General features: G+C 60.6%; 17 protein-coding genes. 9 read left to right on the top strand and 8 right to left on the bottom strand.

Annotation, left to right across the window (positions count from 1 at the left end; genetic code table 11):
• Nucleotides 1-3: 3 nt before the first annotated feature.
• Nucleotides 4-717, top strand: coding sequence for a DsbA family protein (locus CV013_RS08360; RefSeq protein ID WP_102154814.1), 714 nt, complete (start codon nucleotides 4-6; stop codon nucleotides 715-717).
• The gene (locus tag CV013_RS08355; protein WP_102154813.1) at nucleotides 714-1712 is read left to right on the top strand and encodes a PDZ domain-containing protein; all 999 of its coding nucleotides are present in this window, start codon (nucleotides 714-716) and stop codon (nucleotides 1710-1712) included. The genes CV013_RS08360 and CV013_RS08355 overlap by 4 nt, the downstream gene beginning before the upstream one ends.
• A 25-nt stretch (nucleotides 1713-1737) precedes the next feature.
• On the opposite strand, the gene CV013_RS08350 is transcribed toward CV013_RS08355, so the two are convergent.
• A complete protein-coding gene (locus CV013_RS08350; RefSeq protein ID WP_102155147.1) occupies nucleotides 1738-2343 on the bottom strand; it encodes an HD domain-containing protein in 606 nt (201 codons plus the stop codon).
• Nucleotides 2344-2443: 100 nt separating this feature from the next.
• Between CV013_RS08350 and CV013_RS08345 the strand changes: the two genes are divergently transcribed.
• From CV013_RS08345 to CV013_RS08330, 4 genes are all read left to right on the top strand, one after another.
• A complete protein-coding gene (locus CV013_RS08345) occupies nucleotides 2444-3670 on the top strand; it encodes a sensor histidine kinase (RefSeq protein WP_102154812.1) in 1227 nt (408 codons plus the stop codon).
• Nucleotides 3667-4464, top strand: a complete 798-nt coding sequence (locus CV013_RS08340) for a LytR/AlgR family response regulator transcription factor (RefSeq protein ID WP_102154811.1) — start codon at nucleotides 3667-3669, stop codon at nucleotides 4462-4464. Before CV013_RS08345 ends, CV013_RS08340 begins: the two co-directional genes overlap by 4 nt.
• An 83-nt stretch (nucleotides 4465-4547) precedes the next feature.
• A complete protein-coding gene (gene nadC, locus CV013_RS08335; protein WP_102154810.1) occupies nucleotides 4548-5411 on the top strand; it encodes a carboxylating nicotinate-nucleotide diphosphorylase in 864 nt (287 codons plus the stop codon).
• 8 nt (nucleotides 5412-5419) lie between these two features.
• The gene (locus CV013_RS08330) at nucleotides 5420-6130 is read left to right on the top strand and encodes a ribonuclease T2 family protein (RefSeq protein WP_102154809.1); all 711 of its coding nucleotides are present in this window, start codon (nucleotides 5420-5422) and stop codon (nucleotides 6128-6130) included.
• Nucleotides 6131-6152: 22 nt separating this feature from the next.
• Here the strand turns inward: CV013_RS08330 and tadA are convergent, their stop codons facing one another.
• On the bottom strand, nucleotides 6153-6608 hold the full coding sequence (tadA, locus tag CV013_RS08325; protein WP_102154808.1) for a tRNA adenosine(34) deaminase TadA: 456 nt from the start codon (nucleotides 6606-6608) through the stop codon (nucleotides 6153-6155).
• 98 nt (nucleotides 6609-6706) lie between these two features.
• Between tadA and rpmB the strand changes: the two genes are divergently transcribed.
• On the top strand, nucleotides 6707-6994 hold the full coding sequence (rpmB, locus tag CV013_RS08320) for a 50S ribosomal protein L28 (RefSeq protein WP_102154807.1): 288 nt from the start codon (nucleotides 6707-6709) through the stop codon (nucleotides 6992-6994).
• A 118-nt stretch (nucleotides 6995-7112) separates the two neighbouring features.
• Here the strand turns inward: rpmB and CV013_RS08315 are convergent, their stop codons facing one another.
• The 4 genes from CV013_RS08315 to xseA are packed head-to-tail and all read right to left on the bottom strand — an operon-like array spanning nucleotide 7113 to nucleotide 10779.
• Nucleotides 7113-8093 (bottom strand): esterase-like activity of phytase family protein, encoded by a 981-nt coding sequence (locus CV013_RS08315; RefSeq protein WP_223805244.1) that lies wholly within the window; start codon nucleotides 8091-8093, stop codon nucleotides 7113-7115.
• 32 nt (nucleotides 8094-8125) lie between these two features.
• Nucleotides 8126-9064 (bottom strand): M23 family metallopeptidase, encoded by a 939-nt coding sequence (locus CV013_RS08310; protein WP_223805174.1) that lies wholly within the window; start codon nucleotides 9062-9064, stop codon nucleotides 8126-8128.
• Entirely contained in the window at nucleotides 9061-9261 is a 201-nt protein-coding gene (locus CV013_RS08305; protein ID WP_102154805.1) for a DUF2093 domain-containing protein, read from the bottom strand. The genes CV013_RS08310 and CV013_RS08305 overlap by 4 nt, the downstream gene beginning before the upstream one ends.
• A gap of 18 nt (nucleotides 9262-9279) precedes the next feature.
• Nucleotides 9280-10779, bottom strand: a complete 1500-nt coding sequence (xseA, locus tag CV013_RS08300; protein WP_102154804.1) for an exodeoxyribonuclease VII large subunit — start codon at nucleotides 10777-10779, stop codon at nucleotides 9280-9282.
• Here xseA and purD point away from each other — a divergent pair.
• Nucleotides 10778-12061, top strand: coding sequence for a phosphoribosylamine--glycine ligase (gene purD / locus CV013_RS08295; RefSeq protein ID WP_102154803.1), 1284 nt, complete (start codon nucleotides 10778-10780; stop codon nucleotides 12059-12061). The two genes, xseA and purD, sit on opposite strands and share 2 nt — an antisense overlap.
• A gap of 19 nt (nucleotides 12062-12080) precedes the next feature.
• A complete protein-coding gene (locus CV013_RS08290; protein ID WP_232806571.1) occupies nucleotides 12081-13382 on the top strand; it encodes an MFS transporter in 1302 nt (433 codons plus the stop codon).
• On the opposite strand, the gene CV013_RS08285 is transcribed toward CV013_RS08290, so the two are convergent.
• Both CV013_RS08285 and CV013_RS08280 read right to left on the bottom strand, forming a co-directional pair.
• Entirely contained in the window at nucleotides 13379-14191 is an 813-nt protein-coding gene (locus tag CV013_RS08285) for a proline dehydrogenase (RefSeq protein WP_123639897.1), read from the bottom strand. The two genes, CV013_RS08290 and CV013_RS08285, sit on opposite strands and share 4 nt — an antisense overlap.
• Nucleotides 14188-15315: a GNAT family N-acetyltransferase gene (locus tag CV013_RS08280; protein ID WP_123639896.1), complete on the bottom strand. Its 1128-nt coding sequence runs from the start codon at nucleotides 15313-15315 to the stop codon at nucleotides 14188-14190. The genes CV013_RS08285 and CV013_RS08280 overlap by 4 nt, the downstream gene beginning before the upstream one ends.
• Between the last annotated feature and the right edge of the window lie 26 nt (nucleotides 15316-15341).

The raw sequence follows: 15341 nt of genomic DNA, 5'->3' as shown, positions 1-15341 counted from the left end.
TCCATGAACAGGCTTCTATCCTTCGTCCCCATCGCGCTGGTGGCGCTGATCTTCGGGTTTCTTGGCGCGTGGGCTTTCACCCTCACGCCGCTGCACGGTTCAGCCATGCGAACATGGCTGGTGGAAAACCCCGATATCCTGCCGGAAATGGCGCAGGCCCTGCAAGAGCGTGACAGCGCGCGCCAACTGGCGGGCATTCGTGGCGAAGTGGAAAAACCGTTCCCCGGTGCAGTGTTGGGCAACCCCAATGGCACTGTCACACTGGTTGAATTCAGCGACTATGGCTGCACGTTCTGCCGCCACTCGGTCAAAGATGTGAAGAAACTGATCGCCGCCAATCCCGATTTGCGGGTTGTAGTCCGCGAATGGCCGATCTTTGACGGAAGCGAAGCTGCCGCGCGCATGGCGCTGGTGGCCGCAAAGCAGGGCAAGTTCGCAGCATTCCACGATGCGATGTTCGCAAGCGGCCCGCCCAGCACAGCGACGATTGCCGCCGCTGCGGAGAAGGCCGGAATCGATATGAAAGCCGCCAGGGAACAGGGTGTAGCGCAAGACGTGACATACGAACTGCAGAAGAACCATCAGTTGGCACAACAGCTCCGTTTCGAAGGCACGCCCGCATGGGTGGTCGGCAATCAGGTCATCGGCGGTGCGGTGGGTGAAGCGAATCTGGCGAAGGCAGTGGAGGCTGCGCGCCAAGCGATCTCCGATAAATGATCGTCTCCCGGATCACTAAACGAGCATTCGCCTGCTTTCTCGCGATTGCAGCTCCGATTGCAGGCAGTCCCGCACACGCCGCGATAGAGGAAGACCGGCAAGCGCTGTCTGAATTGCAGGCGGGCGATTTGCGTTTGCAAACGGTCGGCTGGCGACTGGCGCAAGCCAATGCACCTTTCTGTATACACGCGCATCCAGCAATTGGGCTGCTGTTGCAGGATATGGCCAATTATGGCGACCCCGATGCCATGCGCGCCGCCGCTGGAATTACCGGAGATATCGCGGTCGAAGCTGTCGTGCCCGGATCACCCGCAGGTGAAGCAGGGCTGGCGCCGAATGATGAAATTCTCTCCATCGGGACGCAGCGCATGGCCGATCTGTCCGCAGCGCCCCCAGGAGACTGGCAACGATTGACCGGGCTGCACGATCTGGTCGATCAGGTGTTGGCGCAAGATGGCTCCGTCCATATCGAATGGCGCCGTGCCAGCGATGGCACAGTTCATACCGCTCAGATCGCCGGTGTCCCGGTTTGCCCAAGTCGTTTCGAGCTGCTCGCCAAAGGGGGCACTGCAGAAGCCGATGGCAGGCGTGTGCTGATCGGACGGAAGTTCTCCGGTGTTGGCTATAGCGAACCTCTGTTTGCCGCTGCCGTAGCGCATGAACTGGCGCATAATCTGTTCGCTCACCGTGCGTGGCTGGGACACGTGGGGCGCAAACAGAAAAATATCCGACTGACAGAGCGCGAAGCCGACCGACTCATGCCCTGGCTGCTGGCCAATGCAGGTTACGATCCGCAATCCGCCGTTGACTTCTTCAAGAAATGGGGGCCGCGCAACGACGGATGGATATTCCGCGCCCGGACACACGATGGCTGGGACGAGCGCGCCGAATTCGTCGCCGCAGAGCTACCGGAAATCGAACAGCTAATGGCGAGCGAGGGAAAGGCCGACTGGCAGACACATTTCAAACGTAGCGTGCCAGTGGGCAGTCAATAACTGGCTGTACCAGCCAGGATTCGCATCAGGCCGCCTCCGCCGCTTTCGCGTAAAGCGAATTGAGGGGGCGCGTCATTACGCGACGCACCATTGGTTCGAAAAACTCCAGTGGCTCGCTCTGATAATCGGGATCGAACGCAGCCTGATCGTATTTCTCGCAAAATTCGGCGCAGGCACCAAAATACGGATGATCGCGAAACTGGTCGCGGGCATTCTGATCCATGCCCAGGAAGTGGAAATAATAATATCCCTGGAAATGCCCGTGGTTCTGGCAGATCCAGTGCACTTCCTCGCTGACAAACGGCTTGATAATCGACGCTGCGACTTCGGGGTGGTTGTAGCTGCCCAACGTATCGCCGATATCGTGCAGCAGAGCCATCACGACATATTGTTCGTCCCGCCCATCGCGATGAGCACGTGTCGCCGTCTGCAATGAATGTTCAAAACGATCGACCGGAAACCCGCCGAAATCGCCATCGAGCAAACGCAGGTGGTCAAGCACACGATCGGGCAACCCTTTGGCAAATGCCATATACTCGCCACCGATAATCGCCCAGTCCTGCGCTGTGCCTTCTTTCATTTCGCGGAACTTCGCCCGCTCCGCTGTGTCGCTCACGGCGTCCTGGCTCATATTCATAGTGCCACCTCTCTCACCGAGCAGCATATCGCAATTCGCATTGCACGACAAAACTTGTCTCCCGATGCAGTGCGATTAGTTTAAGGGGCATATCATGGCCATGCTGCCCATCTCTCCCGCGCCGTTCTTTGCGAACAAGAACCGGGCATTCTGGCACCTGCAACTGGCAGGATGGGGCGGTGTGCTGGTACTGCGTGCAATGTCGGTGCTGGCCAACGATCAACCGGTCGAACTCTTGCTGCTGGTGATCGTGGAGATCGTGACCGGCTTTGCCATAAGTCTGATCCTGTCGGTTATCTATCGCCAGCTTATCCGCCGTTCTGCACTGGTGACATGGGGCGTGACCGCATTGGTTCTCATGGGATCCGTCGCAGCATACGCAGCCATCGATTCGTGGTTCCAGGGTATCTATTATTCAGGCATCCGCGAGACGTCGTTCGTGCAGCGAATGGTTGCGCTGGCTTACCTCGATGGCACTTTGCTGGGCGCCTGGTCAGCGCTTTATTATGCGATCAATTTTTTCCTCAAAGTCGAAGAACAGGCCGATCGGCTCGAACGGCTGGAAACACAGGCAACCAGCGCGCAACTGGCGATGCTGCGCTATCAGCTCAATCCGCACTTCCTGTTCAATACGCTCAATTCGATATCAACACTCGTTCTGTTAAAACAGACCGAGCCGGCCAATGCGATGCTAACACGGCTTTCCGCTTTTCTCCGCCACACATTGGTCAGTCAGCCCGGCAGCAAAGTCACCGTTGCGCAGGAAGTCGAAACCCTGAAGCTGTATCTCGACATCGAACGGATGCGTTTCGAAGAGCGTCTGCGCACCGAATTCAATGTCGAACCGGAAGCGGCGACGGCGTGCCTGCCTTCCATGCTGCTGCAACCTCTGGTTGAAAATGCGATTAAATATGCCGTCAGTCCGCAGGAAGAAGGCGCGCAGATCAGCCTGACCGCGCAACTCGTCGGACAACGGCTGCGCGTTGCCGTGTCCGACACCGGCCCCGGCTTGCGCGACAGGAAGGAGCGAGCCAATTTGCCGCTCGCTCTCGCAGGTGCGGGCAGGACCGTGTCGACTGGCGTAGGTCTTGCCAATATCCGCGACAGACTCGCTCAAGCATATGGTGACGACCACCGTTTTGAAATTCGCAATCCACCCGATGGGGGTTTCACGGTGATCATCGAAATCCCATACGAAACCGCCAAAAATGCAGCGCAGAGTGGCACACAGGTGAAACCTGCCGCGCCGCCATCCGTTAGCGCTACACCCATACCCCTTACGCGCGATTCGTCGCGCCCGATTGGAACAACACCCGCATGACCATCCGTACTCTCATCGTCGACGATGAAAAGCTCGCGATCCAGGGGCTGCAACTGCGCCTCGAGAAGTTTGAAGACGTCGAGGTAATCGGCACGTGCGCCAATGGGCGCGAAGCAATCCGCTCGATCAAAACCGAAAAGCCCGACCTTGTTTTTCTCGACATCCAGATGCCCGGTTTCGATGGGTTTTCGGTGGTGAAAGGGGTGATGGAAATTGAGCCCCCGCTGTTCGTATTCGTCACTGCATTCGAAGAACATGCCATTCGTGCATTCGAAGCGAACGCCGTCAATTATCTGATGAAGCCGGTCGACGAGGACAAGCTGGCCGATACGATCGAGCGGGTTCGCGTCCGCATGGCGGAAAAGCGCAGCGCGGAAGAGGCGGAAAAGCTCAAGAATGTGCTCAACGAAGTCGCCCCCGATGCCGCCGAAGAATTCGCAGAAGGCGATGGCGAAAGTACCGATCGCTATGAAAAGCTCATCAATATCAAGGATCGCGGGCAGATTTTCCGTGTGGAGATCGAAACCATCGAGCATATCGAAGCTGCTGGCGATTACATGTGCATCTACACCGGCGATAACTCGCTGATCCTGCGCGAAACAATGAAAGACCTCGAACGGCGTCTGGATCCGCGCAAGTTCCAGCGCGTGCATCGCTCGACCATCGTCAACCTCGATCAGGTGCGTCAGGTCAAACCGCACACCAACGGCGAGTGCTTCCTCGTGCTGGAAAGCGGTGCCGAGGTAAAGGTTTCGCGCAGTTATCGCGATGTCGTGGCTCGCTTCGTCCACTGAACCTTGCTCAACCGGCCCCACCGCACTCCATATGATCGTACGTGTAACTTGAGGCGGAAGAGATATTGCGCCACACCGCGCGCATGACCGATTTCGCTCTTCCCGGCTTCGACCTGTCCCGCTTCGTTTCGGAAACGCTCGCCGAAGATCTTGGCATCGGGTTGCCGAATGGCGGACGCGATGTGACCAGCGAGAGCGTGATCCCGGCCGATGCGCGGTTTTCGGGTGTGATGGACAGCCGCGACGCCATTGTAGTGGCGGGGTTGCCGGTGGCGATGGCATTCTTCCGCGCACTGGACCCCGGTATGGAGATCGAATTGCTGGTGGCCGATGGCGATCCGGTCGCCCCTGGCACCGATCTGATGCGATTGAAGGGCAACGCCCGCGCGATGCTCACTGCCGAACGCAGTGCATTGAATATAGTGCAGCATCTGTCCGGGGTCGCCACGCTGGTGCGCGAATATGTGCAGGCGATGGACAATCCCGATTGCACATTGCTCGATACTCGCAAGACGATCCCCGGCCTGCGTCATCTGGAAAAGTATGCTGTCCGCATGGGTGGGGGCAGCAATCACCGCATGGGATTGTGGGATGCCGCGATGATCAAGGATAACCACGTCCTTGTCGCTGGTTCAGTGCGCGAAGCAGTACAGCGGGCAGTCAGTGCCGGAGTGAAAGAAATCATCTGCGAAGTCGACCGGATCGATCAGATCGAACCCGCGCTCGCCGCCGGGGCAACCCGCCTGCTGCTCGACAATATGGAACCGCCGACTCTGCGCGAAGCGGTCGCGCTGGTGGCCGGTCGCGTACCGACAGAGGCAAGCGGCGGAATCAATCTCGATACGATCAAAGCCAAAGCGGCAACGGGGGTGAACTACGTCTCGGTCGGACGCCTCACGCAAAGCGCGCCTGCCGCCGATATCGGGCTGGACTTCACCGCATTGTGATCGTGCCTATGCGCTGTCGGGCATTCCGACGCACCCCAATTCTGGCGATTCTGGCGCTGCCTTCGCTCGCTCATGCCCAGGCCTATCAGTGCCGAGTGCCCAGCACAGTAGCTGTACCTCACGTGCGACCCGATGGGCCGCAACGCAAAATGCCAGTCACCGGCTACACTCTGGCGCTGAGCTGGAGCCCGGAATTCTGCAAACCCCGCAAATCGAGCCCTACACACTCAACACAATGTTCTGGCCGAAACGGTGATTTCGGATTGATCGTCCATGGCTTATGGCCCGATGGCCGCAATAGCTGGCCTCAATGGTGCGCGAACCCGCGACGTGTGCCTCCCGCAGAGGTACGCCGCAACCTGTGCATGATGCCATCCGCTCGCATTCAGGCGACCGAATGGGCCAAACACGGCGCTTGCATGGTGCGTACACCCGAAGCCTATTTCAAAGTCACCCGCATCTTGTGGGATGGGCTACGCAAACCCGATCTCGACCGCCTGTCACACGACCGCGCGCTCACAGCAGGTAAGATTCGCGATGCTTTTGTCCTCGCGAACCCGGACTGGCCACGCAGCGCGGTGGGCCTATCGATCAATCAGCGCGGATGGCTGGAAGAACTGCGGCTGTGCTATGCCAAGAACTTCATGCCGACCGCATGCAATCGGCAGCGTTTCGGGCCGAAAGACGGGACAAACGTGAAGATCTGGCGCGGCCTTTGAGTTTTCCCTAACCCAAGACCGATTACCGCCGTTCCTGAAAGAACACCCGCAACAGCTCCGCTGCCTTGCGTTCGCCCAATCCTGCGATCACTTCGGGCCGGTGCAGACAGCCGGGCTGATCGAACACCCGCGCCCCATGTGCCACAGCGCCCCCCTTTGGGTCGGGCGCACCATAGGTCACGCGCGCGATTCGGGCATGTACGATAGCGCCCGCGCACATCGCGCACGGCTCCAGCGTCACGAACAATTCGCACCCCGTCAGTCGCTCACTCCCCAGCACACCCGCAGCGGCACGAATCGCAGCGATTTCTGCATGGGCGGTAGGATCATGCAACTCGCGTGGCGCATTGCGTCCTTCGCCCACGATTCGGCCCTGCCTGACGATTACCGCACCCACAGGCACCTCCCCAGCCTCCGCCGCTTCGGCAGCGAGAGCGAGCGCGCGCTTCATATGGGGGGGTAAAGGCCAGCGAGTCATTGCAGATGCGGTAGCGCGAAGCTTGACGATTCGCGAGCCTCTCGCTATGCGCGCGCCTTTCCCGGAACACCGGCAACCTTTTACGAACGAGATTTATCATGTCGCGCATCTGCGAACTGACTGGCAAGGGCCGCCAGGTTGGCCACAACGTAAGCCACGCGAATAACAAGACCAAGAAGGTCTTCCTGCCCAACCTGCAGAACGTCACGCTGCTGAGCGAAAAGCTCGACCGTGCTTTCAAGTTCCGCGTTTCTACGCAGGGTCTGCGTTCGGTCGAACACAACGGCGGTCTGGATAACTGGCTGCTGAAGACCAACGACAGCAAGCTCAGCAATCGCGCTCTCAAAGTGAAGCGTGAGCTGAAGAAGGCTGCGAAGGCCGCCTGATTGCCGCCGCCCCGAAACGGGGTGTGCGATTCGAAAAGGCGCGCGAAGGGCAAGACCCTCGCGCGCCTTTCGTGCGTCCGGAGCAGGGGTGTCGGCGGCTGTCCGTCAGCCGCACGCCTCATTGCTCCGACGGCGACCATCGCAGTTTAAGCAGGATGTTGCGCTGGAACGTCCGCATCCGATTATCGTCCGACATCACCCACACCGCAGCGCCCTTACCCGACTCGTCGGGAACAACGGCAATCCCCTCGTAATTGTCCGTTGGTAGCGGCAGTTCGAGCTTTGCCACCACTTGTCCCCGCCAAGGCCTTTCTGCCGTAAGCGTTCGCGGGTCGTAAACGGCAATACGCCCGGTGAAACGCGGTGGCAGATAATTCACCTTCCGCATCAGAACCAGTACGCGGCCATCGGGCAGTTGCGCCATATCCACCGGCGCATAACCGGGAGGGGTTTCCATACGCGCCTTCCATGATCCGGCACCGCCTAACGGATCGCCCGAAAACACCAGCAGAGTGTGCAGGTCGTGTTCCGCATCCGATCGCCACACTGCTTCGGCAGAAACCAGAAAGCGCCCATCTGCAAGCCGCACCATGCCTTCTGGCCCGGCATTGGATGGCCAGCCACGCATCGCTCGCGGGAAAGCCACCTCCTGCATACGACCATCCCGGGAAAAGCGCGCTATGGCGTTACGATACTCGAATGCCCCCCAAACTCCGCCAGTCACTGGATCATGAGTGAGGGCCTCCAGGTCGGACATGTGTTTTCTCGCGTATTTCGTGCCGATAGGAGAGAACCGCGCCGACTGCTGCGAGACACGATTTGCGGGCGGAACCGTGAAGCGCAGAGTCCATCCGCGATCTGCCCCAGCCAACAACGTCCCGCTGTCGAGCGCAACGAGCCCCGAGTAGCCCCCGAACCAGAAGTTGCTGCTATCAAGGTGCCATGCACCTTCAATTGCAAACGAGCCCAACACGCGTTCATCGAGAGCGATCGGCCGGAATACAACCACAGGCGAATCCACACCCTTTGCCGGCGTATCCCGCAGCCATGTCCCTGGTGAAAGGCCCAGCGCGATAATAGCAATTGCCCCGAACTGCATCGCACGAAAACGCAACCTGATCGGCATTGCACCTACATCGGCGGGAGGAATAGCAAGGGGTCGAGCCGGGCATCGCGCCACTTGATCGACCAGTGCAGATGCGGGCCAGTCGCACGGCCCGAACTGCCGATATTGCCGATATACTGCCCGCGTTTCACCACATCGCCGTCTTTCACCGCCAGACGGGAGGCATGAAGAAACGCACTGTTCAACCCATTGCCGTGATCGATAATCAGGAGCTGCCCTTCCAGACTGAAAGGCTTGTCACCAGCGGCCAGCACCACGACACCGTCTGCCGGAGCGACAAACGGCGTACCGCTCTCTCCCGTCGCGATGTCCAGGCCCGAATGATACGCACCCGGCTCTCCGCGATAGATCCGTTGTGAGCCGAACCGGCCGGAGATGCGCCCCTTTACCGGCCAGATAAAGGCTTGCTTCCAGCCATCGGTATCGTTCCGTTGGCTCCGCGCCTCGGCAATTTGGGCCAGCTCAGGGCGCCGGATCGCCATGAACGCTTCGCTCGGCACGCCTGTGCGGCGCGCCACATTGACCCGTTCGATCTGCCAGGCCCGTGGCCGGACGGTAATGGGGCTGGTAACGATCCGACCATCGGCCAAAGTCGCGCTGAGCGTCGCAATTGGCCCGGCATCGCGATCGAATCCGGCGAAAAATTTGCCTGCGCTGTCAAACGAAAGCTCCTCACCATCGAACGTCGCGGAAACAGCGCCGCCGGGCACTTGTCCGCGAATCCAGCCGCCCTGTTCGGTTTCGCCCTGATATGTGAACGTAGTCGGTCCGCGTATAACGGCGGACTGGCCGGGCTTCGGTGTGGGTGTTGGAGCAGGTGACGCAGTGGGCAGAGCGACAGGCTGAACAACAGCGGTGCTCGCCGGTTTGGCAGCACCTCCACCAGTGGCACAGCCAGACAGTGCCAGCAATGCCCCCGCAGCCAGCGCTGCGCTGCGCGTCACTGCCCCGTCAGCCGTCGACTCGCAATTTCAGCAGAGGCGTAGGCTTCCTGATGCGGCACACTCCAGTAACGCAATTCTTCCAGCGGGATCGGCACACCGCTGACCGCGCACAGAACATGATTGCCCGGACGCATTACGCGAAAACCATTGGGGCCATAGATAAGCTGCGCGGTAGGGTCGCCGGATTTCATCAACATGCGATGCGCCTTAGCAAGTCATGCTCCGCCAAACAAATCATCCTGTACGGGCGGTTGTTCAGGTGCGACAGAGCGCGTCGTTCGCCGCTTGGGTTTCGCTGAAGATGAAGGGGGCGGAGCAGGCGGCACAGCGCCTTCAACCGGCGCAACATCCAATGTTCCATCAGCAAATTCGATAGACAGACGTGCCTCCCTGCCTGCGTCTTTGCGCTTGCGTATCAACTGGCCCGACTCTCCGCGTATGAGGACAAAGCCCCGTGCCAGCGGTGCGCGTGGGTTGAGCGAGATATGCAGTCGCTCCAGCGCAGAAAGACGCTCGCGCTCGCGCAGCACACGATTCTCCACCAATTGCGGCGATAGCCGTGCTTGTGCGAATCGCTGACGGGCATCGCGCAACGTTCTGGTCAGCACCGCGTCCGTCAAACGCAGACGACCCAGTGCTTCGCGCCCATTTGCCGCGCGATCAGCCAGCCCGCGCCGCAGGCGTTCGGTCAATTCATCCAGCTTTTGCGCCTGTGGCTGGAGCAACGCCTCAATGCGCGGCAAGCGATCTGCCCGCGCCGCCAGCCGTTCGCGACCGAGCGCCACTGGCCGGGCAATCGCGCGTCGTTGCCGACCAGTAAAATCATGCAGGGTCGCCGCAAGGTCAGCCCGCACCGGCACTGCGATTTCCGCCGCAGCGGTCGGTGTCGGGGCACGGCGATCGGCTGCATAATCGGCCAGCGTGGTGTCAGTCTCATGCCCTACTGCCGAAATAACTGGGATGGTACATTCTGCAATTGCGCGAACCACAATTTCTTCGTTGAAGCTCCACAGATCTTCAATCGAACCGCCGCCACGTGCGACGATTACGATATCAGGGCGCGGAACCGGCCCGCCCGGAGGCAAATCGGAAAAGCCACGCACCGCGGCGGCGACTTGCTCGGCAGCGCCCTGCCCCTGCACCAGAACGGGCCAGACGACGACATGGCTGGGGAATCGATCCGCCAGCCGGTGCAGGATGTCCCGAATCACCGCCCCGGTCGGGCTGGTGACCACCCCAATAGTGCGCGGCAGGAATGGTAACGCACGCTTACGTGCCGGATCGAACAGCCCTTCCGCACCCAGCCTCTGCCGGAGCTTCTCCAGCAGAGCGAGCAAAGCCCCCTCGCCTGCCAGTTCGAGCGATTCGATCACGATCTGATACTTGGAGCGGCCCGGATATGTCGTCAGCTTGCCAGTAGCGATCACTTCCAGCCCATCTTCGGGCGCAAAGGCCAGCCGCTGCGTACTGCCACGCCACATGACCCCGTCGATTACTGCCTTCTCGTCTTTCAGCGAGCAATAAAGGTGCCCGCTGGCGGCGCGCTTCACGCCCGACAGTTCACCACGCAGCCGGACAAAACCGAAGCGATCTTCGACTGTTCGCTTCAGGATGGCGGATAGTTGGCTGACCGATAGCGGCTCGGCGTTGTCCCCGGCGCGCCCCTTCGCTACCAGCCCGGCAGCATCATTTTCGTAGTTATCAGGAGCGGCCATGAATATCCTTTTGCTCGGCGGTGGCGGACGCGAACACGCGCTGGCGTGGAAGCTGGCGCAATCGCGGCTGCTCGCGGACGATGACGATACCCTCTATGCCGCGCCGGGCAACCCGGGGATTGCCGAGCACGCACAATTGGTCGATCTCGACGCAGCCGATCACGGTGCAGTGATTGCATTCTGCGAAGGTCAAAGCATAGGCCTCGTCGTGATCGGGCCGGAGGCTCCGCTGGTCGACGGGCTGGCAGACACGCTGCGCGAAGCGGGAATTGCAGTATTCGGGCCGAGCAAGGCCGCCGCACAACTGGAAGGCAGCAAAGCCTTCACCAAGGAACTGTGCGACCGCGCGGGCATCCCGACAGCCGGTTATGCCCGCACACGCTCTTTACCCGAAGCAGTTGCCGCGCTGGACGGATTTTCCGCGCCATATGTCCTCAAGGCCGATGGGCTGGCTGCCGGCAAAGGCGTCGTCATCGCGCAAACCCGCACCGAAGCAGAAGAAGCGCTGACCGATATGTTCGGCGGGCAATTCGGCGATGCCGGTGCCGAAGTCGTCATCGAAGAATTCATGGAAGGGGAAGAAGTCAGCTTCTTCGCCCTGACAGATGGGGCCATCGTGCTGACATTCGGTTCCGCGCAGGATCACAAGCGAGTGGGCGAAGGCGATACCGGGCCCAATACCGGCGGGATGGGCGCATATAGCCCGGCCCGCGTGCTCGATCCGATTACCCGTGGGCAGGTTCTTGAACGGATCATCGCGCCGACAGTACGGGCCATGGCGGAAGAAGGAATGCCTTATTCGGGCGTGCTCTATGCCGGACTGATGCTGACGGAAGACGGTCCGAAGCTGATCGAGTACAACTGCCGTTTCGGCGATCCCGAATGCCAGGTGCTGATGATGCGCCTGCAAGACGATCTGGGCGAACTGCTGCTTGCCTGCGCGCAGAACCGGCTCGCGACGATTCCCCGCGTCCATATGGCCAAGCGTTTCGCGCTGACGGTGGTGATGGCAGCCGATGGCTACCCCGGCGCCCCGGAAAAAGGCGGCGCGATCGCGCTGAACGATGCCGAAGGCGATGGCGCGCAGGTGTTTCATGCGGGTACGGCACTGACCGATGGAAAACTGGTGGCCAACGGCGGACGTGTCTTGAACGTGACGGCGCTCGGCAGCAGCGTTCAGGAAGCGCAGGAGGCCGCCTATCGTGCAGTCGATGCGATCGATTTCCCGACCGGATTCTGCCGCCGCGATATCGGCTGGCGGGAAATCGCACGGGAGAGCTGAGGGGGCACAGTTTGCTCGCTTGACCGGCCCTGACATCGGCCCCAAGGCAGATCAAATGCCACCCAACCCCGATTCATCCCACGCGCACAAAGGGTTGCTTGCCCCCGGCAAGACACTGGCTCCATTCGGTTATCCGGCGTTTCGGGCGATATGGATCGCCAATCTGGTATCCAACCTCGGATCGATGATCCAATCGGTCGCTGCCGCGTGGCTGATGACCGATCTGACCAATTCCCACGTGCTGATCGCTCTGGTTCAGGCATCGACTACGTTGCCGATCATGGCATTCGGGGTATTCGCAGGCGCGATTGCCGATAATTTCGACCGCCGCCGCGTGATGCTGGCCGCGCAAAGCGGAATGTTGCTGGTATCCACTGCGCTCGCACTGGTAAGCTGGGCAGGAATGATCGGACCATGGAGTCTGCTGCTGTTCACTCTGCTCGTCGGGATTGGCACCGCGCTCAATTCCCCCGCGTGGCAGGCATCCGTGCGCGCGCAAGTCGGCAAGCGCGATCTGCCACAGGCTATCAGTCTCAATTCGGTTGCGTTCAACCTTGCGCGCAGCGTCGGGCCTGCGCTGGGCGGCGTGTTGATTTCACTATGGAGTACGTCGCTCGCATTCGCACTCAATGCGCTTAGCTATACGCTGCTGATCGTCGTGCTGCTGCGGTGGAGGCCCCAGGTCAGTCCGCCACGTCGCATTCCGATGATGGCTTCCATCGCAATCGGCCTGCGTTTCTGTGCGGGGTCGGGGTCGGTACGCCGCATATTGATCCGTGGATTCTGTCTGGGCGTGGGTTTTGCCGGTTATGCCGCATTGCTGCCGGTGATCGTCCGCAACCGTCTGCATGGAAGCGAGATCGACTATGGGCTGATGCTGGGCGGTTTCGGCATCGCGTCGATTCTGGCTGCGCTTTTCGTTTCTAACCTGCGGCGACGGATCGGCAGCGAAGCTGTAGTCGGCATCGGCACGATTGCGTTCATTATCGGCTATCTGATCCTGATGCAGGCAGGCAATATGCCCGCCGCGATACCCGCCGCCTTTGCCGCCGGAGCGGGATGGGTGCTCGCGCTGACGACTATCAACGTGGCGATGCAGGTCCGCGCGCCTGAAGAGATTCTTGGACGCTGCATGTCGATCTATCAGGCGACGACATTCGGCGGGATGGCGCTGGGCGCATGGGGGTGGGGGGCACTGTCCGATTACACCACGATACCTCTTACACTGGCGGGAGCCGGTGCGTGGCTTACTCTGTCGCTGGTACTGCTACGCCTGCTGGCGCCGATGCCGGTGAAGGGCGAAGGAATTGCGGCAGATTAACGCCCAACCAAATCGCGCAATGCCCAGACCGGTAAATAGGGTCGGCGGAGCGCCTGTTCGATGGCGTAAGGCCACCAACCGGGACCAAATGCCATATATCGCCGCACCGGCACGCCCATTTCCCGCGCCACACGGATCGTGCGTCGCGCAGGCAGACCGCGCAGCTGTTCCAACTCCACCGGCGTGCCCGCCGCGCGCAAAATGCCCAGCGCTGCGCGAGCCAGCGCCGGATCGTGCGTCGCCACACCAACCACGGCCTTGCGCCCCGCCAGCACCCGAACATGCGAGAGGTAGGCAGCGCCGATATCCTCTGCATCGTGCACCGGATCGGCCCATTCCCCTTTCACCAGTCGGATGCGGCACGGCAAATCGCGCAAACCCTGCACATCGCGCGTACTCCGCTGCCAGCGCGCAGGAATGGCAATCCCTGCCCCGCTCTCAACTGCCAACGCGTGAATACGATCGACCTGATCCAGACGCAACGCATCGAGCACCACCGGCATTCCGCTATCAGCGATCTGCCCCACTAATGTGGCATCGAATGCGAGTTGTGGCGGCTTGAGAGCGATCACCGCATCGCAACCTGTCGCTCTCAGCTTGTCAGCCAGTTCGATCAATTCCATAGCTACGTCACCGGCAGACGCATCGTCGCTGGCAAACAATCCAACGCTGCTCGACATGCCGCCGCGGCCAACCTCGACGCATGCTCTCACGACATTATCGATTGTCGCCACTGGCATGACCTGACCGATGCGGTCGGGCAAAGCATAGCGGATACCACGCAAGCGAGCGTAAGCAGCCGAGGTCACGCCGCCAGAGTCCGGCGACGGGCAAGGCCCAGCAACCGACTCGACACTTTTTCCTGTACCCGGCCCTGAACCCATTGGCCGCCATCTTCGGCCAGTGCCGCCAGTCCCTGAGCGGAATAAGGGTAAGTCCTCACTCGGACACGTGGATGTTCATCGCGAGTCCAAAGGTCGGAAATCCAGCTCTCGCTTTCACCCATCATCTCGTACCCGCAAAGGCCCGCCTGAGCGGCCTCTCCAATGGTATGTAGCATAAGCTGGTTACCCGGCGAACAACGGGCATAAGCTTCGTCGAAACCAATCTTGTAGAGCCAGTATCGCCCGTCCCACACCACCGCGAGGTGCATGGCCACCGCTTCGCCCCCGATGTGCATAAACGAAATGCGACATTGCCCCTTGGCACTTGCTGCGGTGAGATAGCGGCGAAAAAATGCCCGCTTAGCCCGATCTGCAGCCAATGCGCTGCCAGCCGCCAGCTTCCAGCTACGCGCTTCAACGGCAACGGCCTGATCGTACAACGCATCGAATTCGCGAGGGGTTGGCTGGTGGGTTACAAATTCTACCGCCCCGGCCTCTGCTGCCCGCTTCCGGGCGCGACGGAAATCGGATCGGCGGCGGGAGGAAAGGCGAAGCAAAGGATCGTACCATCCTTCATTGAGGGCGATGTAAGGGCTGGCCATCGCAGGGCCGACATGCATCAACCCTCGCCCACGCATCGCCGCACGCAAAGCTGGAATGAGCGGAGAGTTATCCGGCAGACGGGCGAATTCGATCGGTCTGGCCTCTGCTGCCAGCCGTTCCGCCAAAGCCTGTGCCGCTGCGGCATCACGGACCAGCGCATCGAATGGTTCGAACAGCTCCTCATCGCCCAGCATATGCCACCGCCCCAACGGACCCGGCTTCCGACACATGGCCACACATGCGAGAGCGCCTTGGTCTGCGGTGATTTCAAACAGTTCCACTTCGCCATTGCCGAGCATCGTCTGCTCCAGCGCAGAAATGAACTCCTCGCTCTGCGTCGGCAACGTGGCGCAATTTGCCAGTTGCCACCAACCGACTGTTCGCAGGCGATCGGGCACTGCAAGCCAGGCGTTTTCAAGACTGAGAGGTGTGACTGAATGATACAACGGTGCGCTTCCTTCTCGAATGGAAG

Source organism: Tsuneonella flava, assembly GCF_002870965.1.
Lineage (GTDB): Bacteria > Pseudomonadota > Alphaproteobacteria > Sphingomonadales > Sphingomonadaceae > Tsuneonella > Tsuneonella flava.
The sequence above is the reverse complement of the archived record's forward strand: the minus strand, read 5'-3'. Positions and strand labels throughout refer to the sequence as shown.

Excerpts from the sequence above, each read along its gene's own strand:
- CV013_RS08340 (WP_102154811.1), top strand. The coding sequence starts at position 3,667 with ATGACCATCCGTACTCTCATCGTCGACGATGAAAAGCTCGCGATCCAG.
- rpmB (WP_102154807.1), top strand. The coding sequence starts at position 6,707 with ATGTCGCGCATCTGCGAACTGACTGGCAAGGGCCGCCAGGTTGGCCAC.
- xseA (WP_102154804.1), bottom strand. The coding sequence starts at position 10,779 with ATGGCCGCTCCTGATAACTACGAAAATGATGCTGCCGGGCTGGTAGCG.
- CV013_RS08355 (WP_102154813.1), top strand. The coding sequence starts at position 714 with ATGATCGTCTCCCGGATCACTAAACGAGCATTCGCCTGCTTTCTCGCG.
- purD (WP_102154803.1), top strand. The coding sequence starts at position 10,778 with ATGAATATCCTTTTGCTCGGCGGTGGCGGACGCGAACACGCGCTGGCG.
- CV013_RS08360 (WP_102154814.1), top strand. The coding sequence starts at position 4 with ATGAACAGGCTTCTATCCTTCGTCCCCATCGCGCTGGTGGCGCTGATC.
- CV013_RS08305 (WP_102154805.1), bottom strand. The coding sequence starts at position 9,261 with ATGTTGATGAAATCCGGCGACCCTACCGCGCAGCTTATCTATGGCCCC.
- CV013_RS08315 (WP_223805244.1), bottom strand. The coding sequence starts at position 8,093 with ATGCAGTTCGGGGCAATTGCTATTATCGCGCTGGGCCTTTCACCAGGG.
- tadA (WP_102154808.1), bottom strand. The coding sequence starts at position 6,608 with ATGACTCGCTGGCCTTTACCCCCCCATATGAAGCGCGCGCTCGCTCTC.
- CV013_RS08350 (WP_102155147.1), bottom strand. The coding sequence starts at position 2,343 with ATGAGCCAGGACGCCGTGAGCGACACAGCGGAGCGGGCGAAGTTCCGC.
- CV013_RS08330 (WP_102154809.1), top strand. The coding sequence starts at position 5,420 with ATGCGCTGTCGGGCATTCCGACGCACCCCAATTCTGGCGATTCTGGCG.
- CV013_RS08345 (WP_102154812.1), top strand. The coding sequence starts at position 2,444 with ATGGCCATGCTGCCCATCTCTCCCGCGCCGTTCTTTGCGAACAAGAAC.
- nadC (WP_102154810.1), top strand. The coding sequence starts at position 4,548 with ATGACCGATTTCGCTCTTCCCGGCTTCGACCTGTCCCGCTTCGTTTCG.